This window comes from Flavobacterium sp. P3_A6, assembly GCF_056403035.1.
On record NZ_JBFUGG010000002.1, the window covers coordinates 111,429 to 132,309 of the forward strand.

20 protein-coding genes and 1 pseudogene are annotated in these 20,881 nt (G+C 34.8%); 15 read left to right on the forward strand and 6 right to left on the reverse strand.

Translation table 11 applies throughout. The annotated features are described in order from the left end of the window. Nucleotides 1–13: 13 nt before the first annotated feature. Nucleotides 14–964 (reverse strand): MBL fold metallo-hydrolase, encoded by a 951-nt coding sequence (locus AC1DVP_RS02400; protein ID WP_477181959.1) that lies wholly within the window; start codon nucleotides 962–964, stop codon nucleotides 14–16. Between the two features lie 300 nt (nucleotides 965–1,264). Here AC1DVP_RS02400 and amaB point away from each other — a divergent pair, with 300 nt between their 5' ends. After that, nucleotides 1,265–2,818 (forward strand): L-piperidine-6-carboxylate dehydrogenase, encoded by a 1,554-nt coding sequence (amaB, locus tag AC1DVP_RS02405; RefSeq protein WP_477181960.1) that lies wholly within the window; start codon nucleotides 1,265–1,267, stop codon nucleotides 2,816–2,818. A 68-nt stretch (nucleotides 2,819–2,886) separates the two neighbouring features. On the opposite strand, the gene AC1DVP_RS02410 is transcribed toward amaB, so the two are convergent. From AC1DVP_RS02410 to AC1DVP_RS02420, 3 genes are all read right to left on the reverse strand, one after another. Next, nucleotides 2,887–3,411 carry a DUF6646 family protein gene (locus tag AC1DVP_RS02410; protein WP_477181961.1) on the reverse strand — a complete coding sequence of 175 codons (525 nt, stop codon included), beginning with the start codon at nucleotides 3,409–3,411 and terminating at the stop codon, nucleotides 2,887–2,889. Between the two features lie 42 nt (nucleotides 3,412–3,453). Next, a complete protein-coding gene (locus AC1DVP_RS02415) occupies nucleotides 3,454–4,185 on the reverse strand; it encodes a metallophosphoesterase family protein (RefSeq protein WP_477181962.1) in 732 nt (243 codons plus the stop codon). A 470-nt stretch (nucleotides 4,186–4,655) separates the two neighbouring features. Beyond that, entirely contained in the window at nucleotides 4,656–5,795 is a 1,140-nt protein-coding gene (locus AC1DVP_RS02420) for a DUF5929 domain-containing protein (RefSeq protein ID WP_477181963.1), read from the reverse strand. Between the two features lie 112 nt (nucleotides 5,796–5,907). Between AC1DVP_RS02420 and AC1DVP_RS02425 the strand changes: the two genes are divergently transcribed. Beyond that, complete coding sequence (locus tag AC1DVP_RS02425) at nucleotides 5,908–6,720, forward strand: DUF4382 domain-containing protein (RefSeq protein ID WP_477181964.1); 813 nt, start codon at nucleotides 5,908–5,910, stop codon at nucleotides 6,718–6,720. A 64-nt stretch (nucleotides 6,721–6,784) separates the two neighbouring features. On the opposite strand, the gene AC1DVP_RS02430 is transcribed toward AC1DVP_RS02425, so the two are convergent. Continuing rightward, entirely contained in the window at nucleotides 6,785–7,657 is an 873-nt protein-coding gene (locus AC1DVP_RS02430) for an aldo/keto reductase (RefSeq protein WP_477181965.1), read from the reverse strand. Nucleotides 7,658–7,881: 224 nt separating this feature from the next. On the opposite strand from AC1DVP_RS02430, the gene AC1DVP_RS02435 reads away from it, so the two are divergent. The 10 genes and pseudogenes from AC1DVP_RS02435 to AC1DVP_RS02480 all read left to right on the forward strand — a co-directional run bounded on the left by AC1DVP_RS02435 (nucleotide 7,882) and on the right by AC1DVP_RS02480 (nucleotide 17,985). Next, nucleotides 7,882–8,886, forward strand: coding sequence for an AAA family ATPase (locus AC1DVP_RS02435; RefSeq protein WP_477181966.1), 1,005 nt, complete (start codon nucleotides 7,882–7,884; stop codon nucleotides 8,884–8,886). A gap of 81 nt (nucleotides 8,887–8,967) precedes the next feature. After that, the gene (locus AC1DVP_RS02440) at nucleotides 8,968–9,831 is read left to right on the forward strand and encodes a DUF58 domain-containing protein (protein WP_477181967.1); all 864 of its coding nucleotides are present in this window, start codon (nucleotides 8,968–8,970) and stop codon (nucleotides 9,829–9,831) included. A gap of 88 nt (nucleotides 9,832–9,919) precedes the next feature. Next, a complete protein-coding gene (locus tag AC1DVP_RS02445; RefSeq protein WP_477181968.1) occupies nucleotides 9,920–10,279 on the forward strand; it encodes a four helix bundle protein in 360 nt (119 codons plus the stop codon). Nucleotides 10,280–10,373: 94 nt separating this feature from the next. Then, nucleotides 10,374–11,999: a hypothetical protein gene (locus AC1DVP_RS02450; RefSeq protein ID WP_477181969.1), complete on the forward strand. Its 1,626-nt coding sequence runs from the start codon at nucleotides 10,374–10,376 to the stop codon at nucleotides 11,997–11,999. After that, entirely contained in the window at nucleotides 11,999–13,000 is a 1,002-nt protein-coding gene (locus AC1DVP_RS02455; protein WP_477181970.1) for a vWA domain-containing protein, read from the forward strand. The genes AC1DVP_RS02450 and AC1DVP_RS02455 overlap by 1 nt, the downstream gene beginning before the upstream one ends. A gap of 71 nt (nucleotides 13,001–13,071) precedes the next feature. Then, nucleotides 13,072–13,428, forward strand: a pseudogene (locus AC1DVP_RS02460) (GxxExxY protein). A 90-nt stretch (nucleotides 13,429–13,518) separates the two neighbouring features. Beyond that, nucleotides 13,519–14,550, forward strand: a complete 1,032-nt coding sequence (locus AC1DVP_RS02465) for a VWA domain-containing protein (RefSeq protein ID WP_477181971.1) — start codon at nucleotides 13,519–13,521, stop codon at nucleotides 14,548–14,550. A 70-nt stretch (nucleotides 14,551–14,620) separates the two neighbouring features. Then, nucleotides 14,621–15,385, forward strand: coding sequence for a tetratricopeptide repeat protein (locus tag AC1DVP_RS02470; protein ID WP_477181972.1), 765 nt, complete (start codon nucleotides 14,621–14,623; stop codon nucleotides 15,383–15,385). Nucleotides 15,386–15,473: 88 nt separating this feature from the next. Further along, entirely contained in the window at nucleotides 15,474–17,225 is a 1,752-nt protein-coding gene (locus AC1DVP_RS02475; RefSeq protein WP_477181973.1) for a BatD family protein, read from the forward strand. A gap of 13 nt (nucleotides 17,226–17,238) precedes the next feature. After that, a complete protein-coding gene (locus tag AC1DVP_RS02480; RefSeq protein WP_477181974.1) occupies nucleotides 17,239–17,985 on the forward strand; it encodes a tetratricopeptide repeat protein in 747 nt (248 codons plus the stop codon). A gap of 140 nt (nucleotides 17,986–18,125) precedes the next feature. Here the strand turns inward: AC1DVP_RS02480 and AC1DVP_RS02485 are convergent, their stop codons facing one another. Continuing rightward, nucleotides 18,126–18,626, reverse strand: coding sequence for a CvpA family protein (locus tag AC1DVP_RS02485; RefSeq protein WP_477181975.1), 501 nt, complete (start codon nucleotides 18,624–18,626; stop codon nucleotides 18,126–18,128). Between the two features lie 151 nt (nucleotides 18,627–18,777). Here AC1DVP_RS02485 and AC1DVP_RS02490 point away from each other — a divergent pair, with 151 nt between their 5' ends. From AC1DVP_RS02490 to AC1DVP_RS02500, 3 genes are all read left to right on the forward strand, one after another. After that, the gene (locus AC1DVP_RS02490; RefSeq protein WP_477181976.1) at nucleotides 18,778–19,134 is read left to right on the forward strand and encodes a hypothetical protein; all 357 of its coding nucleotides are present in this window, start codon (nucleotides 18,778–18,780) and stop codon (nucleotides 19,132–19,134) included. Nucleotides 19,135–19,254: 120 nt separating this feature from the next. Continuing rightward, entirely contained in the window at nucleotides 19,255–20,274 is a 1,020-nt protein-coding gene (pheS, locus tag AC1DVP_RS02495) for a phenylalanine--tRNA ligase subunit alpha (RefSeq protein ID WP_477181977.1), read from the forward strand. Between the two features lie 80 nt (nucleotides 20,275–20,354). Beyond that, nucleotides 20,355–20,762 (forward strand): hypothetical protein, encoded by a 408-nt coding sequence (locus AC1DVP_RS02500; RefSeq protein WP_477181978.1) that lies wholly within the window; start codon nucleotides 20,355–20,357, stop codon nucleotides 20,760–20,762. The last annotated feature ends 119 nt before the right edge of the window (nucleotides 20,763–20,881 follow it).

The window sequence follows — 20,881 nt, forward strand, 5'->3', positions numbered from 1 at the left end:
TTTGATTAAAAAACTACAATTCAAATTTTTTCCCCTGTTCTGGAAATATAAAGTCTACACCTAAAGCGTTATCTTTTTTCAATTGCTCTTTAATTTTTTGAATGTTTTTTGTTGGCGGTTTTCTGTGAGTAATGATAATTTTAAAATCCTGTAAGCTTCCTTTTCCAGCGAATTCTTCTAATTTACTGAGTTCTTTCATTAAATGATCCGGAGTCAAATGCCCATACAAAGCATTATCAGGCTGTTCATTTGGGAACGAAACCTCTATAAAAATACCTCTTAGCTGTTTTTCTTTAATCAAAGGAGCAACAGCTTGCCATAATATTCGCAGATTATTGCTTTTTTCAATTTCATCAGGACCGGTATCGCCTAAATATAGAACATAATTTTCTTCGTTTTTGATTAAAAAAGCAGTGCTTTCAACGGGATTCCCATGACTTAAAGGAAATGCTTTTACAGTCATTTCGGTATTGGTTAATGGTGTTTCTTCTCCAGGAGGAAGCGTTTGAAAATGATATTTTTTTATCTGAAAACCGGAACCTTCATCACCAAAATTAGCCCAAGCCTCACCATTAAAATAATGGTTTTCAATAGTTTCCATGCATTTTTTGGTGGCATAAACCGTTTTGGAAGAATCAGCAGGAGAGTTGATGATTAAGCCCGAAATATGATCGAGATGAGCATGAGAAATAAGATATCCTTTGATATATTTTCGTAAAACTTCATCAGATGAAACCGTGAATACATTATTTTCAATTGCTTTTTCAATCCCAGCATTTATAGTACCGGCGTCGAGGCAGATGAAATTATTAGTATGTTTAGGAGCAACTAAATAGGCTGAAAGATTGGTTTCGTCAACACCTCCTTTAACTCCCAATGGAACTACCTCAAAAACTTTTTTCTGAGCGAGCAATGGTGAAAAAATCAAAAATAAACCAATAAAATATAGTGAGATAGATTTCATGTTAAAATAGGATTATGAATTAATTTCAGCTATAAAATTACTCCCTTCTTTTTTTAATGTATGCAATTTTATGTGAAAATTGATAACACCATATCAGAAAGCTATAATTTTGCTATTGTATTATTTTGGGTAAAGAAGAATTCAATCTGAATGTCTTTCCTAAATTAAGAGCTTGGTTGAACGTCCTGAGTTAAACTAGTCTCGATCAAATTAGATTTTATCACATCAATAATTATAAAAGTTTCCCTTAAAATAATATCTTTACGCAAAAATACAACAATTTTAACTAAAAAAGTTACAATGACAACAATAGCAGATCAATTTGGGATGAAAGAGGCATTAGCGCAATTGGGAGTTAAAGCCATAAACGAAGGAACTTCGACAGGAATTAATCATTTTTCAAACGGAGCAATCCTGGAAAGTTTTTCGCCAGTAGACGGCAAATTAATTGCTTCTGTAAAAATGAGTACATCGGCTGATTACGAAAAAGTAATGCAGACTGCAACTGAAGCTTTCAAAACATTCCGATTGATGCCAGCACCACAACGTGGAGAAATTGTGCGTCAGTTTGGAGAGAAACTGCGTCAAAATAAAGAAGCTTTAGGTAAATTGGTTTCTTATGAAATGGGAAAATCATTGCAGGAAGGTTATGGAGAGGTTCAGGAAATGATTGATATCTGTGACTTTGCAGTAGGATTGTCACGTCAATTGCACGGATTGACGATGCACTCCGAACGTCCGGGACATAGAATGTATGAGCAATACCACTCATTGGGAATTGTGGGAATTATTTCTGCTTTCAATTTTCCAGTCGCTGTTTGGGCTTGGAATACTGCATTGGCTTGGATTTGCGGAGATGTATGCGTTTGGAAACCATCAGAGAAAACTCCATTATGCGGGATTGCCTGTCAAAATATTATTGCTGAGGTAATCAGAGAAAACAATCTTCCAGAAGGAATTTCCTGTTTGATTAACGGAGATTATACAATTGGTCAATTAATGACTGCCGATAAGCGCGTACCTTTAGTTTCGGCGACAGGTTCTACTCGTATGGGTAAAATTGTAGCGCAAACCGTTGCCGGCCGTTTAGGTAAATCATTATTAGAATTAGGCGGAAACAATGCGATTATTGTAACGCCAGAGGCCGATATTAAAATGACAGTTATCGGAGCTGTTTTTGGAGCGGTAGGAACTGCAGGACAAAGATGTACTTCTACCCGTCGTTTAATTATTCACGAAAGTATTTATGATAAAGTGAAAGATGCCGTTGTATCTGCTTACGGACAATTGAGAATTGGAAATCCATTGGACGAAAAAAATCATGTTGGACCATTAATTGATAAACAAGCGGTTGAAATGTATAATCAGGCTTTAACCAAAGTAGTTGCCGAAGGAGGAAAAATTCTTGTTGAAGGAGGAGTACTTTCTGGAGAAGGTTACGAAAGCGGCTGTTATGTAAAACCTGCTATTGCCGAAGCGCAAAATTCATTCGAAATTGTACAGCACGAAACTTTTGCACCAGTTTTATATTTGATCAAATATTCTGGAACTGTTGAGAATGCAATCGATGTTCAAAACGGAGTTGCTCAGGGATTATCGTCTGCAATTATGACAAATAATTTGCGTGAAGCAGAACATTTCTTGTCCGTAGTAGGATCAGATTGCGGAATTGCCAATGTTAATATCGGAACTTCCGGAGCCGAAATCGGAGGAGCTTTTGGAGGAGAAAAAGAAACTGGCGGAGGTAGAGAATCTGGTTCTGATGCATGGAAAGTCTACATGCGTCGTCAAACCAATACCATCAATTATACCACAAGTTTGCCTTTGGCACAAGGAATAAAATTTGATTTGTAGATAATTTTAAGGCATAAAAAAGTGGCTTGTTTTAGTTAACAAGCCACTTTTAATTTGGGATTTAAAGTTTAATCTAAATTAAACGAAGCACCTATACTAAAGGTAACTTGATTGTTTAAATGATCGAATACTTCTTTTTCATCGTTGTATTTTGCAATTGGAAAGCCAAGTTCAGTAAAAACACCAAAACCTTCCGTAAAAAAGTAACGGCCGCCAAGATGACCGCCAAAATTGCGTAATCCTAAGCTCAAACCTGGATAGATATCTAATTGGTCTACACCAATTACACTGCTTAAATTAGCATTAACTCTAAATTTTGCATCAAAACGATCTTCAAAATTTGGTTTTTCATTAGCAAAAGTGTTGTCGCCATAAATACCTGAAAACTTATCTACTCCTAATAAATAAGTAGCGACAAATCCATAAGAGAAATTTTCACCAAGACCAAAATCAGCAGATCCTTGAATTCCAGAACCGCCGTCTTGTATATTGGCTCCAATATTAATTTTTGCATCACCTTTACCTTTAAAGGCCTGTTGTGCATTTGAAATGCAAAAAGAAACTAAAAATAAAACTGTAATAATTTTTTTCATTTGTTGAAAATATAAATAATTAATTTTTTGCAAATATAGTGTTTAGATTCTATTTCGCCCTTTTTCTGTAGGATATAAACTAGGTAAAAGTTCGCTTTGCCAAAACTCTTTCGTATCGACATCCAGTATTGTTAGCGGTCCTTTGAAAGCAGCGCTAGTGTCAATATTCCAGATATTGGCCTTTTGTACAGGAACTGTTTCTCCAATACGGGAAACCGGGGTATGGCCAATGTAGATTTCGTTATATAATGTAAATCGTTTTGGATAATGCGGATGACCTGATTTTATTTTTGGATCTAATGCCAAAGCCGTTTCCCAAAGAGTTCTGTCCCAATAAAACAGCTTCGGAAAATATTCATAGTTTACACCGTTCATATTAGTAAAACCAGCATGTATGAACATTCTGTTCTGGTCATCTAGGTAATAATCTTTTAGGGATTTTAAGAATTGCACATGCTTTTTTTTGGTTTCTTCATTTACGCTTTCATAGGCCAAAACGGTAGCTTCTCCTCCATGCTGATGCCATTGCTCATTGTCTTTATTGTCTTGGAGCCATTCTCTTAACAGCTCATCATGATTACCGCGGATGCAAACAACATCATGAGTTTTTTGCAATGCGATCAAAAAATCAATTACCTGCGGGGACTGACTCCAGCCATCTACATAATCCCCCAAAAAAATGAGTTTGTCTTCTGTGCTTACGTTTGCTCTTTCCAGAATTTGATGCAAGGCTCTCAAACCGCCATGTATATCTCCTACTACTAATGTTCTCATATTCTCAATTTGTTCTTTTACAAAAATAGCAGAAAAGTAGAATTGATGGATTTTTTTTAAAGATATAAAGCAGTTTGTTTATAAGAGAGAAAATGGAACTTAAAAGTGTTTGAATTTCAAAGACAAAGTGATTTTGAAAAAAATAAGAATTAAKCCTAAAATAAATTTAAGTTTTTATTAAGAATAAATCGGTTGAAAGGCTGTTTATAGTCGTTGAATTTCAATATAATAATAACCATGGTATAGTAATTTTCAGTATTTTTGAAAGCCAAAATATCATTGCTTTTAGTGATTGTTTGGTATTAGGAATCATTGTAATTTTACTTAAAATTTTTTAAAATGAATGCACTTCTGACCTTATTGCTTTTAATGACTAATTTTATTTGTCAAGTTATTATTGATGTGGTTACTTGGGTAGCGGGATTATTCAGCTAATATATGACAAACGGAATTGCAATAAGAGAAATATCTTATTGCACATCATATTTCATTTTTCTTAAAATTCGTAAAGCTTCTTTAAACGAAAGATAGATTTGCGCAAATGGCTTCAGCAATTCTTTGGAGTCAATCAGTTTTTGTTTAGCATCTTCAAAACCGTTGAGATAACAAATCATGAAGGTGGAAGGCAAATGATTCAAATCCTTTTTTTCCCGTTCAGTTAATTTAATATTTTTTTCGAGTTTATGCAGCAAAGCAATGTTCGAATTGTAAATATGGAATAACATTTTCTTATTATATTCAGGAGGCTCAAAAAGTATTTTCCGGTCAATTTTATAATACCCGTTATCATGAAAATGGATTGTTTGCTGTTCCAGCGGATAGTAGCTGGTCTTGTCGTTCAATCCTAGCGGAACATATTCGATAATCGTAAAACTGTCTTCATCGTAGCTAATTTCAACCACATCCTGAGCCGAATAGAATAATTTGATCTGTTCGTTAATCAGCTCAATATCAACTCGGGACAAATAGGTTTTGTTTTTGGATTTTTTGACAATTCCTGCCCAGCAAATGACAAATAATTCTTTGAAGACTTTGTATTTTGGAGCCATGTCCTTATGGCGGTAATTCATAAAATCAATGACGCCGTCAAGAGTATATTTGATGCTGTTTCTTGAGTTATTTTCAATGCCGATAACGGTTTCAGTATTTTGATGGTTTTTCTCTATCTCACCTTCAATCGGCATTGTATTGCTGCCACGCCGAACAAAAATACTGTTGGCAGGAATTGTATGTATTCCTTTTTTGAAGAAAGAAGTTTTACTATTGGGTTTTATAGTAACAAGTCCAATTACTTTGTCTTTTGGCAAATTAGGAAAAGGTACGTTTTCATATTGAATTCTAGGTGGGTTTTCAAGAAAAGCATTCACTAAATTCTGAATTCTGCTATCGTCAAAAAAGTCATCACCGACAATTTCATTGTTTTCATCTTCGACACCAACTACTATATAAGAGTTATTAGTTGGATTAGAATTGGATAAGGCGCAAATGTGTTTCAAAAATTTTGCTTTGCCCTCTCTGGTATGTAAATTCAGTTGTCTTTTTTTGTCATAAAAGCTGCTCTCATCATTGTGAGCAAGAAGATTTTTAATAAGAAGCCGTTTGTTAATCATTGTTAATACTGGATAGTTTGAATAAAAAACACACTAAATCACAATTTGACACGTTCTAAATTTACTGATTTTATATGAATTAAATTTACTAAAAATGTAATTATCAAAGATTATGAAAACAATTAAGCCAAGTACATTAGTTTTTTTTGCAATGACAATGTTAAGTCTTGTTTTTATTGGATGTAATGAAAATGATGATTCTTCAAGTTCAGGTACATCAAATGTCATCGTAAGATTGTCTGATGCCCCCGGGGATTATAAAGAGGTAAATCTTGAGGTTAAAGATGTTTTGATAAAAAACAGCTCAAGTACTGATGATCAAGGCTGGGTAAGTATTGGAAAAAATCCAGGGGTTTATAATTTACTGGATTTAACAGGAGGGGTAACTGTTTTAATAGCAGATAATACTATTGCTTCAGGATATTTGGGACAAATTCGATTATTGCTTGGTGAAAATAATACTGTAGTGCTTAAGGATGGTACTACTCATTCTTTGAAGACACCGAGCGCTCAACAATCGGGATTAAAATTACAAGTTAATCAGACGTTACTAGCAGACAAAACCTATGAATTCTTATTGGATTTCGATGTAGAGCATTCAATTGTTGTCCAAGCAGGAGCTTCTGGTATTTATAATTTACATCCAGTTATCCGGGTTTCAACAAACGAAACTTCAGGAAGTATTAAAGGAACTATTAGCCCGCCATTAGTTGGCTATCAGGTTCTGGCATCTGTTCAAGTAGGAACAACAACAGTATCTGCCTACGCTAATGATGCAGGAGTGTTTCAATTGGACGGACTGCCTGTTGGAATTTATACGGTTACCTTAACTCCGGATATAGCATCAGGTAAGGCGATAAAAGTAATTCCGGAAGTAGCTGTTGTTAATGGAACAGTAACGGATATAGGGAATATTGCATTATAAAAATGAATCTGCATTATTTTATAAAAACAAAAAACAGCTAATTTTAGCTGTTTTTTGTTTTTAATTAAGGAATATCATTTCCTGTGCTTGCTGTCCAAAGAGAAAACCAATCTTCCACTTCCATTTCAAAAGTTGAAGCCCGCATTAAATTAGCGAGTCTATTTTTGTCGGAGGTACCGCAAACAGGTAAAATGCCAGCAGGATGTTTTAATATCCAAGACAGCAGAATAATATCATTGGAAACCTGATATTTGGAGGCTAATTCATTTGCAGTTTTTTGAATGCGCTGTGACTGCTCGTCATCTTTTCTAAAAACAGTTCCTAGCGGCGACCAGCACATTGGCGTAATCCGGTTGGTTTGCATGTGATCCAAACTTCCGTCAAGCATTGGTCTCAAATGCGTAATCGAAAATTCGATCTGATTGTAGTTTATTTTGGTTTTTGACTCGATCAGGCTGCATTGGCTTGGCGTAAAATTAGAAACACCAAAATCCAGAATCTTTCCGGTTATTTTTAATTTTTCAACAGCTTCTGCAATTTCATCTGCCTGCATTAGCGGACTTGGCCGATGCAAAAGCAAAAGGTCTAAATAATCGGTCTGCAAATGTTTCAGAGACTGTTCTGCTGAAGCTATAATGTAGTCTTTGGAATAGGAATAATGCTTGATTGTGTTATTTCTGTTTTCAGAAACCATTTGGATGCCGCACTTCGAAATTAACTGAATATCACTGCGGTTTATTTTGCTTTCGCTGAAAGCTTTTCCAAAATCTTTTTCGGTAGTGTAACCTCCATAAATATCAGCGTGATCAAAAGTCGTAATACCGTTTTCCAGACATGAATTCATAAGAGTTATCATTTGTTCGCTGGTGCAGTTTTTGCCCCAAATTCCCCAAGTCATAGTGCCGGCAATAATTTTTGAAAATGGAATTTTACTCATGGTTTAATTTTTAATGTTCCCTCTTGATTATGGGGTTAATTTAATGAATTTGAAGTTTATTTTTTTTTGTTCTTAAAAATAGATAAATACAATCATAATTCGTCCTTAAAATTGGGGGATCTGCAGAAGTTTTAACCATTTTTTAACATCCTACTTCTAAAAAAAAATTCAATTTGCACCATCAAATTAAGGATACCAAAAACAAGAGGTTTAAATATAACAATATGGAACAAAATACAGCGACTTTAGACATTAGAGCAATCAATGAAAAAATCGAAAGGGAAAGTGCTTTTATTGACCTTCTCACAATGGAAATGAACAAAGTTATTGTGGGTCAGAAACATATGGTCGAAAGACTGTTAATTGGACTTTTGGGACAAGGACATATTCTATTGGAAGGAGTTCCCGGGCTGGCCAAAACATTAGCTATAAACACACTTTCACAAGCTATTCAGGGGTCATTCAGCAGAATCCAGTTTACGCCAGATTTATTGCCTGCCGATGTTATTGGAACTATGATTTACAATATTAAAGCTAATGAGTTTTCTATAAAAAAAGGGCCGATCTTCGCTAATTTCGTTCTTGCCGATGAGATTAACCGTGCTCCTGCCAAAGTGCAGTCGGCTTTGCTGGAGGCGATGCAGGAAAAACAAGTTACAATTGGCGACACTACTTTCAAGCTAGACAAGCCGTTTTTAGTTTTGGCTACACAAAACCCTATTGAGCAGGAAGGAACCTATCAATTGCCGGAAGCGCAAGTTGACCGTTTTATGCTGAAAACAGTTATCGATTATCCGAAGATGGAAGATGAGCGTTTGGTAATTCGCCAAAACCTTAAAGGAAGCTATGATAAAGTAAATCCGGTAGTTTCTGTAGAACAGATTTTGAGAGCTCAAGAAGCTGTGCGTGAAGTTTACATGGATGAGAAAATAGAGAAATACATTCTGGATATTATTTTTGCTACCCGTTATCCAGAGAAATATAAATTAGCTGATTTAAAACCTTTAATCAGTTTTGGAGCTTCCCCCCGCGGAAGTATCAATCTTGCTACGGCTGCTAAATGTTATGCTTTTATCAAACGCCGCGGTTATGTAATTCCTGAAGATGTTAGAGCAGTAGTACATGATATTTTGCGTCATAGAATCGGAGTTACTTATGAAGCGGAAGCCGAAAACATTACATCGGTGGACATTATCAATAAAATCATAAACGAAATTGAAGTACCATAAAAAGTGAATAGTAATAAGTGAACAGTAATTAGCCTTGGTTGGTTACTATTCACTATTCACTAGTTACTAATTACTAAAGAAATGGATACAAAAGAGCTTTTAAAAAAAGTACGTAAAATAGAAATCAAAACCCGAAGGCTGAGCGATCATATCTTCTCGGGCGAGTACCATACATCGTTCAAGGGACGGGGGATGACTTTTAGTGAAGTTCGTCAATATCAATTTGGCGACGATATCCGCGCCATCGATTGGAATGTAACCGCTCGTTACAATGAAGCTCACGTTAAAGTTTTTGAAGAAGAAAGAGAATTAACCATGATGTTAATGGTTGATATTTCCGGTTCGGAAAGTTTTGGCTCTAAAAATCAGTTTAAAAAAGAAATTGTTACCGAGATTGCCGCTACCATGGCATTTTCGGCTACTCAAAACAATGATAAAATTGGATTGATTTTATTTTCCGATCAGATTGAATTGTATATTCCGCCCAAAAAAGGAAGATCTCATGTATTGCGTATCATTCGGGAGCTTATAGAGTTTGAACCTAAAAGCTACAAAACGGATATTGCACAGGCTTTGAAATTTTTATCGGGTACCCAAAAAAAGAAAGCCATTGTATTTGTCATTTCCGATTTTATGTCTGGCGAATACGAGCATACATTGAAGATCGCTTCAAAGAAACACGATATTACAGGTATCAGAGTGTATGACATTCGAGAAGAGAAAATGCCGGATTTAGGAATCGTTCCAATGACGGATGCAGAAACAGGAGAGACCAGACTAATTAATACAGGATCAAAATCAGTGCGGACGAGTTATGAAAAACACTATCATGATAATGTAAATTATTTTAAGGAAACTTTTAGTAAATCGGGTTCTGGTGTTGTGAATACTAGAGTTGATGAAAGTTATGTTACCAAATTATTAGGCTATTTTAAATCGCGATAAAGATTGCAGATTTTTGATTAACGATTTTTGATTTCAGATTTGTTGGATTGTGTAAAGATTTTTTATTTGCTGATAAACTAAAGAAATAATGAATAAACAAGAACTTGAAAACAGGTTAATAGATTTTGCCGCTACTATAATAATTTCGGCGAGTACTTTTAAAGTAAATTACGCAGGAAATCATCTAGGAGGACAAATAATTAGATCAGGGACTTCACCAGCATTAAATTATGGAGAAGCTCAAAGTGCTGAAAGCACAAAGGATTTTATTCATAAAATGGGTATTTGTTTAAAAGAATTAAGAGAAACTTTCGTGTGTTTAAGAATAGTCGAAAAAGCAAATTTAACGTCCGATTTAAATAATTTAATGATGGCAAAAACAGAAGTAAATGAGTTGATTTCTATTTTCGTAACAAGTATCAAAACAGCAAAAACAAATTTGAAATAATATATTTTTTGGATTGAAAATAATTTTTGTTCGGTGGAAAATCTGAAATCAAAAATCGTTAATCTTAAATCAGAAATTAAAGTTCCCAAAATAAATGTTTAAAAAACTATTAATATACCTACTGTTTTCAACTTCTCTTTTTGCCCAGCAAAAAGTAGTCACCAGTATCGATACCACAAAAAATAAGATTGGAGCAGAGTTTAAGCTGACTTTAAAAACTTCGGTGGATACATTGTCTAAAGTGGTTTTTCCAAAGCTAAAAAACATTGGAGCGCTGGAAGTTATTCAGTCCTATCCCATTGACACTATCAAAAAAGACGACCGATACGAATTAATTAAAAAGTACGGTTTGACTCAATTCGATTCAGGCAGATATACAATTCCAAGCATCAAAATTCTGATAAACAATAAAGAGTTTTTGACCGATTCCATAAAAGTAGAGGTTGCGAATGTGCAGGTCGATACATTGAGACAAAAAATGTATGACATCAAAGACATTGTAAAATCCGAAGATTCGTTGGGCGATTGGTGGAAATATCTTTTGGGAATTCTGTTAATTTTAGGAATTGGAGCTTTTGTTTACTGGTACACCAAAATTCGTCAAAAGAAAAAAATTGAAGAAGAAGTTTATAAAACACCAATTGAAAAAGCGACAAGCCTGCTTAATATATTAGAGAAGAAAGAGCTTTGGCAACATGGAGAAGTCAAAGAATACTATAGTGAACTGACAGACATTGCAAGAAACTATATTGAAGAAGCAATAGAGATTCCAGCAATGGAAAGCACTACTTCTGAATTGATTGAGGGACTTAAAGCGGCTTCGTTAAAAAAGAAAATGAAGCTCTCTCAGGAAACAATAGAAAATTTATTTGTTGTTTTGAAACAGGCTGATTTAGTAAAGTTTGCTAAATCGAAACCGCTGGAATTTGAAATTACCGAAGACAGAAACAAAATTCAAAAAGCGATTTTAACACTTGACGAGGCTATTCCTGTTGAGGTGCCAATTGAAGAAGACACTATTTTGAATGAAGCTCAAAAGCAAAAACAAATTCAAATTTTACTTAGAAAAAAGAGAAACCAGCGTATTGCAATATCGATTGGATCTATTCTTTTTCTGCTTTTTGCAACAACAGCCTTCTTTATAGCGACCAAAGGATTTGACTATGTAAAAGACAATATATTGGGGCATCCGACTAAAGAATTACTGGAAGGCGAATGGGTAAAAAGTGAATATGGAAATCCAGGCGTTATTATTGAAACTCCAAAAGTTTTGAAGCGGATGGATTTGACAAAATCATTGCCAAAAAACGGAATGGCATTAATCAAAGAGATGCAGTCATTTGGATATGGAAGTTTGTTGGACAATTTTTACATTATGGTATCCACTATAAAATATAAGAAGGAAGGAACATTGGATTTATCCAAAGCTATTGAAAGTTCTTTAAAAGTATTGGAAACCCAAGGAGCGCAAAATATGATTGTTAAAGAAGAGGATTTCCAGACTAATAAAGGGATAACAGGTAAAAAAGGTTATGGAACTTTCTCAAGGATTGATGGTCAGAATCAAACGAGTTCCAAAATATATTATGAAATTTTGCTATTTGGGCAAGAAGGAGGATTACAGCAAATTATGATTCTTCACGAAGAAGGAGATCGTTATGCGACAGAATTATCAGACCGTATTCTGAATTCTGTAGAACTTAAAACTGCAGGTAACTAATGGAAAAAATGACCTTTTTAAATCCAGAATTTTTTTGGTTGTTCCTTCTAATTCCGATTGCAGGCGTTTGGCTAGTTTGGAAAAGAAATCAGAGGTCTGCTACCCTAAAGATGAGTTCGCTTCAAGGATTCAAAGGGACGGAATCTTTGACAACGAAACTAAAACCGGCGTTAGATATTTTACGGTTATTAGCATTGACATCATTGATTGTGGCTATGGCCAGACCCAGAACAGTGGACATCAGCAATAAGACAAAAACAACAAAAGGGATTGACATTGTTGTAGCTGTCGATGTATCTGGAAGTATGCTTGCAAAGGATTTGAAGCCAAACAGAATGGAGGCCTTAAAAAGAGTGGCAGCCAAATTTGTTGACGAAAGACCAAATGACAGAATAGGATTAGTAGTCTATGCATCTGAAGCTTATACAAAAGCACCTGTAACCAGCGATAAAGCGATTATCCAGGAAGCGATCAGAAGCATAAAATATGATAATGTTTTGCAGGACGGAACTGGAATCGGTATGGGATTGGCAACAGCCGTAAACCGTCTTAAAGACAGCAAAGCCAAAAGTAAAGTAGTTATTTTATTGACAGATGGAGTAAATAACGCAGGATTTATCGAACCGGAAACAGCATCAGATATCGCACATCAATATGGTATAAAAGTATATACTATTGGTATTGGCACCAATGGAATGGCAGAATCTCCTTATGCAATTGGCCCAAACGGGCAACTCCTCTTTCAAATGATGAAAGTAGAAATTGATGAGCAGTTGATGAAGAATATTGCCATGAAAACTGGCGGGAAATATTTTAGAGCAACCAGCAATGACAGGTTAGAACAAATTTATAACGAGATCAATAAACTGGAAACTACTGAAATCGAAGAATTGAAATTCTATGATTATGATGAAAAATTCAGGCCTTTTGTTTTACTGGCAGGTTTTTTATTATTGTTTGAATTCATTTTGCGCAAAACAGTATACAGGAGTTTTATTTAGGTTTAAACACAAAGTACACGAAGAATGCGCAAAGCCTACAAAGAGAAAGTTACAAAAAGTAAAAAATAGAGATGAGCGAAAATGATATATCAAAAATTGTTTTTGAAAGTGCATTAAAAGTTCATCAAGTTTTGGATCCAGGTTTATTAGAAAGTGCTTATGAAGAATGCTTATTTTATGAATTAAAAAAGCACAATTAAAAAATTGAAAAACAAAAACAATTGCCTCTAATTTATGAGGAAGTTAAGCTGGATGCGGGTTATAGAATAGATATTATTATTGAAAATAAATTTATAGTTGAAATTAAATCAGTTGAAGCTTTGAATGACGTGCATTTGGCACAACTGTTAACATACTTAAGATTGTCAAATTGCAAATTAGGTTTGTTAATTAATTTCAATGTCAATTTATTGAAAAATGGTGTCTAAAGAGTAATAAACGGAACTTTATAAAAAAACAGTTTGCAATTAACTTTGTGGACTTAGTGAAAACTTAGTGACCTTAGCGGTTAAATAAAAATGGAATTAGACGAACGCAATTATTTATACCTTCTTTTTATACTGCCAGTTTTGGTGGTACTTTTTCTGTTTAATTTATATTGGAAAAGAAAGAAACAGCGCGAATTTGGAGATTTGGAAGTTATCAATAGGCTAAGCCCTGAACGTTCTGTTTTTAAACCAGCTTTAAAATTGGCAGTGTTGCTTTTGGCATTACTGGCGCTGATTATAGGTTTGGTGAATCCAAAAATCGGCACGAAGTTAGAGACTGTAAAAAGAGAAGGAATAGACATCGTCTTTGCTATGGATGTATCCAAAAGTATGCTTTGCGAGGATGTAGCCCCAAGCCGTTTGGAAAAAAGCAAACAAATCGTATCACAGATTATCAATCAGCTGGGGAATGACAGGATAGGAATTGTAGCGTATGCTGGAAGTGCTTTTCCAGTATTGCCGATAACAACCGATTATGGTGTGGCCAAGATGTATCTGCAAAGCACGAATACTGATATGGTGTCTTCTGTAGGCACTTCTTTTGATGATGCCATCAAAATATCATCTACTTTTTTTGATGATAAAAAAACCAGTAAACTGCTGATTATGATATCTGACGGAGAAGACCATTCTGAAGGAGCCGAAGCTGCAGCAGAAGAAGCAAATAAATTGGGAATTAAAATCATCACAATTGGAGTAGGAACAGAAAAAGGAGGCACTATTCCTTTGAAAAGAAATGGAGTTGTCGAAAGTTATAAAAGAGATAACAACGGAGAAATTGTAATTACGAAACTGGTTCCGAAAAACCTCGAAGCAATTGGGAAAGCTACAAAAGGAGGTTATGTAAACGGAAACAACACCAAAGAAGTAGTGGATTACATAAAATCGGCATTGGATAAAATTCAAAAAACTGAATTTGAAGCAACCCAAATGGCTGATTTCCAATCGCAGTTTCAATGGTTTTTAGGGTTTGGATTTGTATTATTATTTGCGGATATTTTCTTATTAGACAGAAAAACCAAATGGGTAAACAAATTGGATTTATTTGGAGAAAATAAATAAAGTACAAAAATCAAGCAAACCAACAAATCAACTGCTGTTAAGTCATCTTGAAAGGAATATTGAAATGAAAATGAAAAATAGAATTATATACTTATTGCTGATGCTTTTAACTTTTGTGGCCAATGCCCAAGAGAAAGACAAAGTTTTGCCTAAAGCAAATGAGGAATTTGCAGCTAAAAATTTTGTGGAAGCCGAAGCCGATTATAGAATTTCACATTCTAAATTTCCAAACAGAACGGTGGCCTCCTATAATTTAGGAAATGCAATTTACAGGCAAAATCAGTTTTCGGAATCCAAATTTGCGTTTGATAATGCGTTGAAGAGCCTAAAGACAAGACCGCAAAAACACAAGGCTTTCCATAATTTGGGAAATGTTTTTATGAAAGAGAAGGATTATACCCAAGCTGTGGAAGCGTATAAAAATGCCTTGAGAAACAATCCTGAAGATGAAGAGACACGCTATAATTATGCTTTGGCCAAAAAAATGCTAAAAGATAATCCGCCTCCAAAAGACGATAAAAAGAAAGACAAGAATAAGGATAAGGACAAAAACAAGGATAAGAAAGAGGACAAAAAAGACAAAGACAAAAAGGACGACAAGAAAGACGGCGATAAAGATAAAAAGGACGATAAAAAAGACGGAGACAAAAACAAAAAAGATGACGGCAAACCCAAAGATGATCAAGGGCAGCCAAAACCTAAACCAGGCGGAATTCCAAAACAGCGAATGGAAAATCTTTTGGATGCTGTAAACAACGAAGAAAAGAAAATACAGGATAAAGTAAATGCCAATAAAGTAAAAGGATCTCCTGTAAAAACAGAGAAAGACTGGTAAAATTCAAGTTGATTTGTTTAATCGTTTATTTGTTTATTTGAACACTTAAACGATTAATCAGTTAAATATTTAAATGATTAAAAAAGTAATGAAAAGATTTTTAATTTTATTTCTATTATGTTTTCAAGGACTTTTGGCTCAAGTACAATTTGAGGCAAGAGTGAGCAAAACGACGCTTGGACTCAACGAGAGACTTCGTATCGATTTTGTAATGAATATTGATGGTGATAATTTTGTGCAGCCTTCTTTTGAAGGTTTTAGGATTATTGCTGGACCAAGTCAGCAGGTTAGCCAATCTTGGATCAACGGAAAAACATCTTTCGAGAAAAGTTATTCTTATTTTTTATTGCCTACTCAAAAAGGCACTTTGACAATAAGACAAGCCGTTATTGAGTTTAACGGTCAGATTTATAAAACGCAGCCTATAAAAATAAATGTAACTGCAGCTACACAGCAGCCGAGAGATCCAAATGATTCTCAAATTTCTGCAGATGATAATCTCTATTTAGTTGCCGAAATTTCCAATACCAGTCCGTATATCAATCAGCCGATTACGGCAGTTTATAAATTGTATTTCAGTTATAACATCGGCATTGATAATTGGAAAGAGCTTAGCAAACCTAAATACAATGATTTTTGGAGTCAAAACATCGAAATCAAACAATTGGTTGCCGAAGAGGGAATGTTTAAAGGAGAGAAGTATCGTTATGTTGTATTAAAAAAAGTAATTCTATATCCGCAAAAATCTGGAAAGCTGGTGATTGAGCCTTTGTCAATGGATGTTGATGTTAAACTGCCTACTAATCGTAGAAATATGTTTGGTCAAGTAGAAGTCATAGACGGAAATAAGCATGTATCGGCAGGAGCCAAAACTATCAATGTAAGAGCATTGCCAGAAGCAGGAAAACCAGCTGATTTTTCAGGAGCTGTAGGTAAATTTGATTTCCAAGCTATTCCTTCGAAAACCACTTTGAAAAACGGAGAAAGTCTGGATCTTGTTTTGAGTGTTGCCGGGACAGGAAATCTAAAATTATTTACGCTGCCAAAACCAGAAGTGCCAAACGCATTAGAAATGTATGATGCCGTACATAGCGAAAAAGTAAACACGCCATTATCTGGAATGAATGGTAAAATATCTGATTCGTATACAATAGTACCGCAATATAAAGGCGATTATGTCATTAAGCCAATGCATTTCTCGTATTTTGATTTAGGAACAGGCACTTACAAAACGATAAGTTCATCGGAGATAAAAATTAGTGTTCTGGATGGGCCATCACAAGCGGCAGAGACACAACATGTCGCCACAAGCGCAGGTAAAAATAAAATTGAGCCTGCTGAGCAATTCAGGTATATTGATTTAAGAACAGATCTTGTATCAATTAAAGAGCCTGTTTTTTTTGGGTCTAATAAATTCTATGCTTTATTGTTTTTACCATTCTTATTGCTTCCGATAATTGTATTATTCAGAAAGAAAAAAGAAGCAATCGACAGCGATGTTTTTGGCAATCGAATTAAAATGAATAATAAATTGGCTAAGAAATATTTATCCGAAGCCAAAAAACAAATCAACAATAAAGAGCCTTTCTATGTGGCGCTGGAAAAAGCGATGCATAATTTCTTGAAAGCAAAACTGCATATCGAAACTTCTGAAATGAGCAAGGATAATATTCAAGAATTATTATTGTCCAGAAAAGCGAATCCTCAGGCGGTAAATGATTTTATTGCGCTAACCGAGAATTGCGAAATTGCGAGATATGCGCCATCATCAAGCGCAACAATACAGCACGATTTTGATAAAGCGGTAGCCATCATTTCTGAATTAGAAAAACAGATTTAATTTTGAAATTAAAATGAAAAATATCTTTTACTTATTATTATTGGTTTCACAAGTTTTCTTTGCCCAAACAGGCTTTGAAAGAGGGAATGATTTATATAAAAGCGGGAAGTACGAACTTGCTGTCAAAGAGTATGAATCAGTTTTGGCTGCAAACAAAGAATCAGCCCAATTGTATTTTAATTTAGGGAATTGCTATTATAAACTGCAGCAAACGGCTCCGTCAATTTATAATTACGAAAAAGCTTTAGTTTTAGATCCAGCAAACAAAGAGGCATCAAACAATATAAAATTTGCTCAAAAGCGTACAATAGACGAAATTAAAGTAATCCCTAAAGTAGGTTTTGCAAAAATCCTTCGTGATTTTACGGGAATTTACCCATTCGATACTTGGGCTTATATAGCCATTGGCTTTGCATTTTTGTTTCTGACTTTTTTTATAGTCTATTATTTCTCTCAAACAGTAGTGACTAAAAGGATTTTCTTTGTAGGAATGTTTATAGTTTTACTTTTTGTACTAATGAGTGTTGTAGCAGCTTTTTTTGAAAAAAGTCATTTTGACAACGAAAGGCCAGCTATAGTTTTTGCTGAATCAGCCGATGTAAGGAGTGAACCTCAAAATGCCAGCAGCTCGATTTTTATTTTGCATGCAGGCACCAAAGTATATGTAGAAGAAACATTAGATAACTGGAAAAAAATTCAGCTAACTGATGGAACTGAAGGCTGGATCGACAGTAAAGCAATAAAAGAAGTGAAGGATTAGTTTTTTAGACAGCAGACAGCAAGTTTGTGTTTCACTTGTTGATATTTAGATTAAAACAGAACAGCCCATGGTACAAACTATGGGCTGTTCTGTTTTAAGAATCTAGCTAACTGAAGCCTGAAAACTGCTATCTTAAAAAATTACTTTCTTGCTTTATCATACCACTTCTCAATAGAAGGAAATATAAATCCTGCTGTTTTTTGAATCGGGTTAAAGAAAATGGATTTGTCCAGTGTTTCTTTTTTGGCCAAATAATTATGGTAATTTATTTTTTCGAAAACCGTAAAAAATATACTCATGATTAAAATGGTTTTCAGCACTCTGAAAAAACCGCCGCCAAGGCTGTTGATCCAACCCAAAAAAGCAAAATCTGCTATATTGGTCAGGAACTTTCCAAGCATATAAATCCCAATAACCACGATGATAAAAGTTAAGATAAAAGCAAAAACCTGAATAGTATAGGGATTCCAATGCAGCCAGCCCGATAAAATACTTTTCACAACATCCGAAAATTTTATGGCAATGTAAATTCCCAAAATAAGTGAAAAGAACGAAGCCATTTCCACAAAAAGCCCGTTTTGGATTCCTTTATACAATGAAAAACACAATAGTCCGCCTATAACAATATCAAAAAAACTCATTTTTTTATTTTAAAATTTGATGTTGCAAATATAAAAGAATTGTTCGGTAACCATTGTCAAATTTCAAGTTGTTATCTTTGCGTAAAATAATTTGATTATCTTTTTTGAAAATCTACATTCAAAAATCGTTAATCTGCAATCAAAAATAAGAATGTCAAGAGACACACAACTGAAAGAACGCTGGGAACGGCTTGTTAATATACTTTCCAATCAATTTTCGCAAGGCGAAGATTTAGATTTGGATGCTATTATTTATTTAATCGGAGTACAGGAATTAGGAAAAGTGCACCGTGAGTTCAAAAAAGATGAGAAACTCAATTTGATGCATATCGCTATTTGCCGATTATTAGAACCTTACGGATTCTACGAATTCGAATTTTTTGATGAAGAAGGATGGCCTCATTATGCAGTAAAAGAACAATTACCGCCTTTAAAAGCTGGAGAACAATCCGTTTTGATGAAAGAAGCTATCGTTAATTATTTTCTGGAAAGACAAGTTATAGATTAGTAATTAGCAGTAAGTGATTAACAATTAGTTTTATTGCTAACTTTTTTTAGACTAATCACTAATTACTTTTCACTAATCGCCAAAAAAAGCTAAATTTGCACTCTCAATTATGGAATGAAAATGATAGACAAGATAAAAGAATATATTGGTGAAGCTCAGGCGTTCTCCACACAAAACACTGCAGAATTAGAAGCATTTAGAATAAAATTTTTGGGAACCAAAGGTTTGTTGAAAGATCTTTTTGCCGAATTCAGGAATGTGCCTAACGATCAAAAAAAGGAGTTTGGACAAGTAATCAATTTACTTAAAACTTCTGCCGAAGACAAGGTAAAATCCATTCAGGAAACCCTAGCAAGTAAAGAAGAAGTAAAAGGTTTTTATGGAGACTTGACCCGTACGGCTGAACCAACAATTATTGGTTCCCGTCATCCTATTTCGTTGGTAAAAAACCAAATTATCGATGTCTTTTCAAACATCGGGTTCAACGTGTCCGAAGGTCCTGAAATTGAGGATGATTGGCACAATTTCACTGCATTAAACTTACCGGAATACCATCCGGCGCGTGATATGCAGGATACTTTTTTCATCCAGACTAATCCTGATATTTTGTTGCGTACGCACACTTCATCCGTGCAGGTGCGTTATATGGAAAACAACAAACCGCCTATCCGTACCATTTCTCCAGGGAGAGTTTTCCGTAATGAAGCCGTTTCATCACGCTCACATTGTATTTTCCACCAAGTGGAAGGATTGTATATTGACAAAGATGTATCTTTTGCCGACTTGAAGCAAACCCTTTTGTATTTCACAAAAGAGATGTTCGGAAAATCAAAAATCCGTTTACGCCCTTCCTATTTTCCGTTTACCGAGCCAAGTGCCGAGGTTGATATTTATTGGGGTTTAAAAACCGAAACCGATTACCGTATCACCAAAGGAACCGGCTGGCTAGAAATCATGGGCTGCGGAATGGTAGATCCAAACGTACTTAAAAACTGTGATATCAATCCGGACGAGTACAATGGTTTTGCATTTGGAATGGGAATCGAGCGGATCGCAATGCTCTTATACCAAATTGGCGATATTCGTATGTTTTATGAAAATGACGTGCGTTTCTTAGAGCAATTCAAAGCAAGTATATAATATAATTTATGCGAAAGTCAAAAGTCGAAAGTTTCAATGTTTGGGACTTTCGACTTTCGGCTTCATAACTTTTGACGACAATGAAGAAAGATATTACCATCCCCGAAGTAGAAAATGTATTCCTGGCTGCCGTTCAAGAATGGAGTGATGATTTTATGGAAAAAGTATGGTATGCCTATTTAATAAACGACAGTGATTTTCAGCTAGACAGCGTTATGGTCGTTTCCAAAGCATTTGGAACTATTGACGGCGAAATGAAGAAAACATCTCTTTTGCGTCACGCATTTATGGAAGTTCCAGCCGTTTCAGTAGTGAAAATAGAAATGATAGAAAAAAGCGTATTGGCACTCAACAATGAATTTATGGTGACCTATTTTATCGGAAACACGTTATACGACAAAAAATTTATTTTCAAAGCCAACAGCATTAATGAAACTAACGTGGAAGAAGTACCGCTCTTGTTTGTAGATGGAGTGATGGTGAAATAGAGAATAGAAGAAAAGAATTAAGAAAATAGGAATAGACTTTAACATAAAACAGAAAGGGTCAAGACAAGACTAATTAAATTTGTCTTGACCCTTTCTGTTTTATGTTTACAACAAAATCT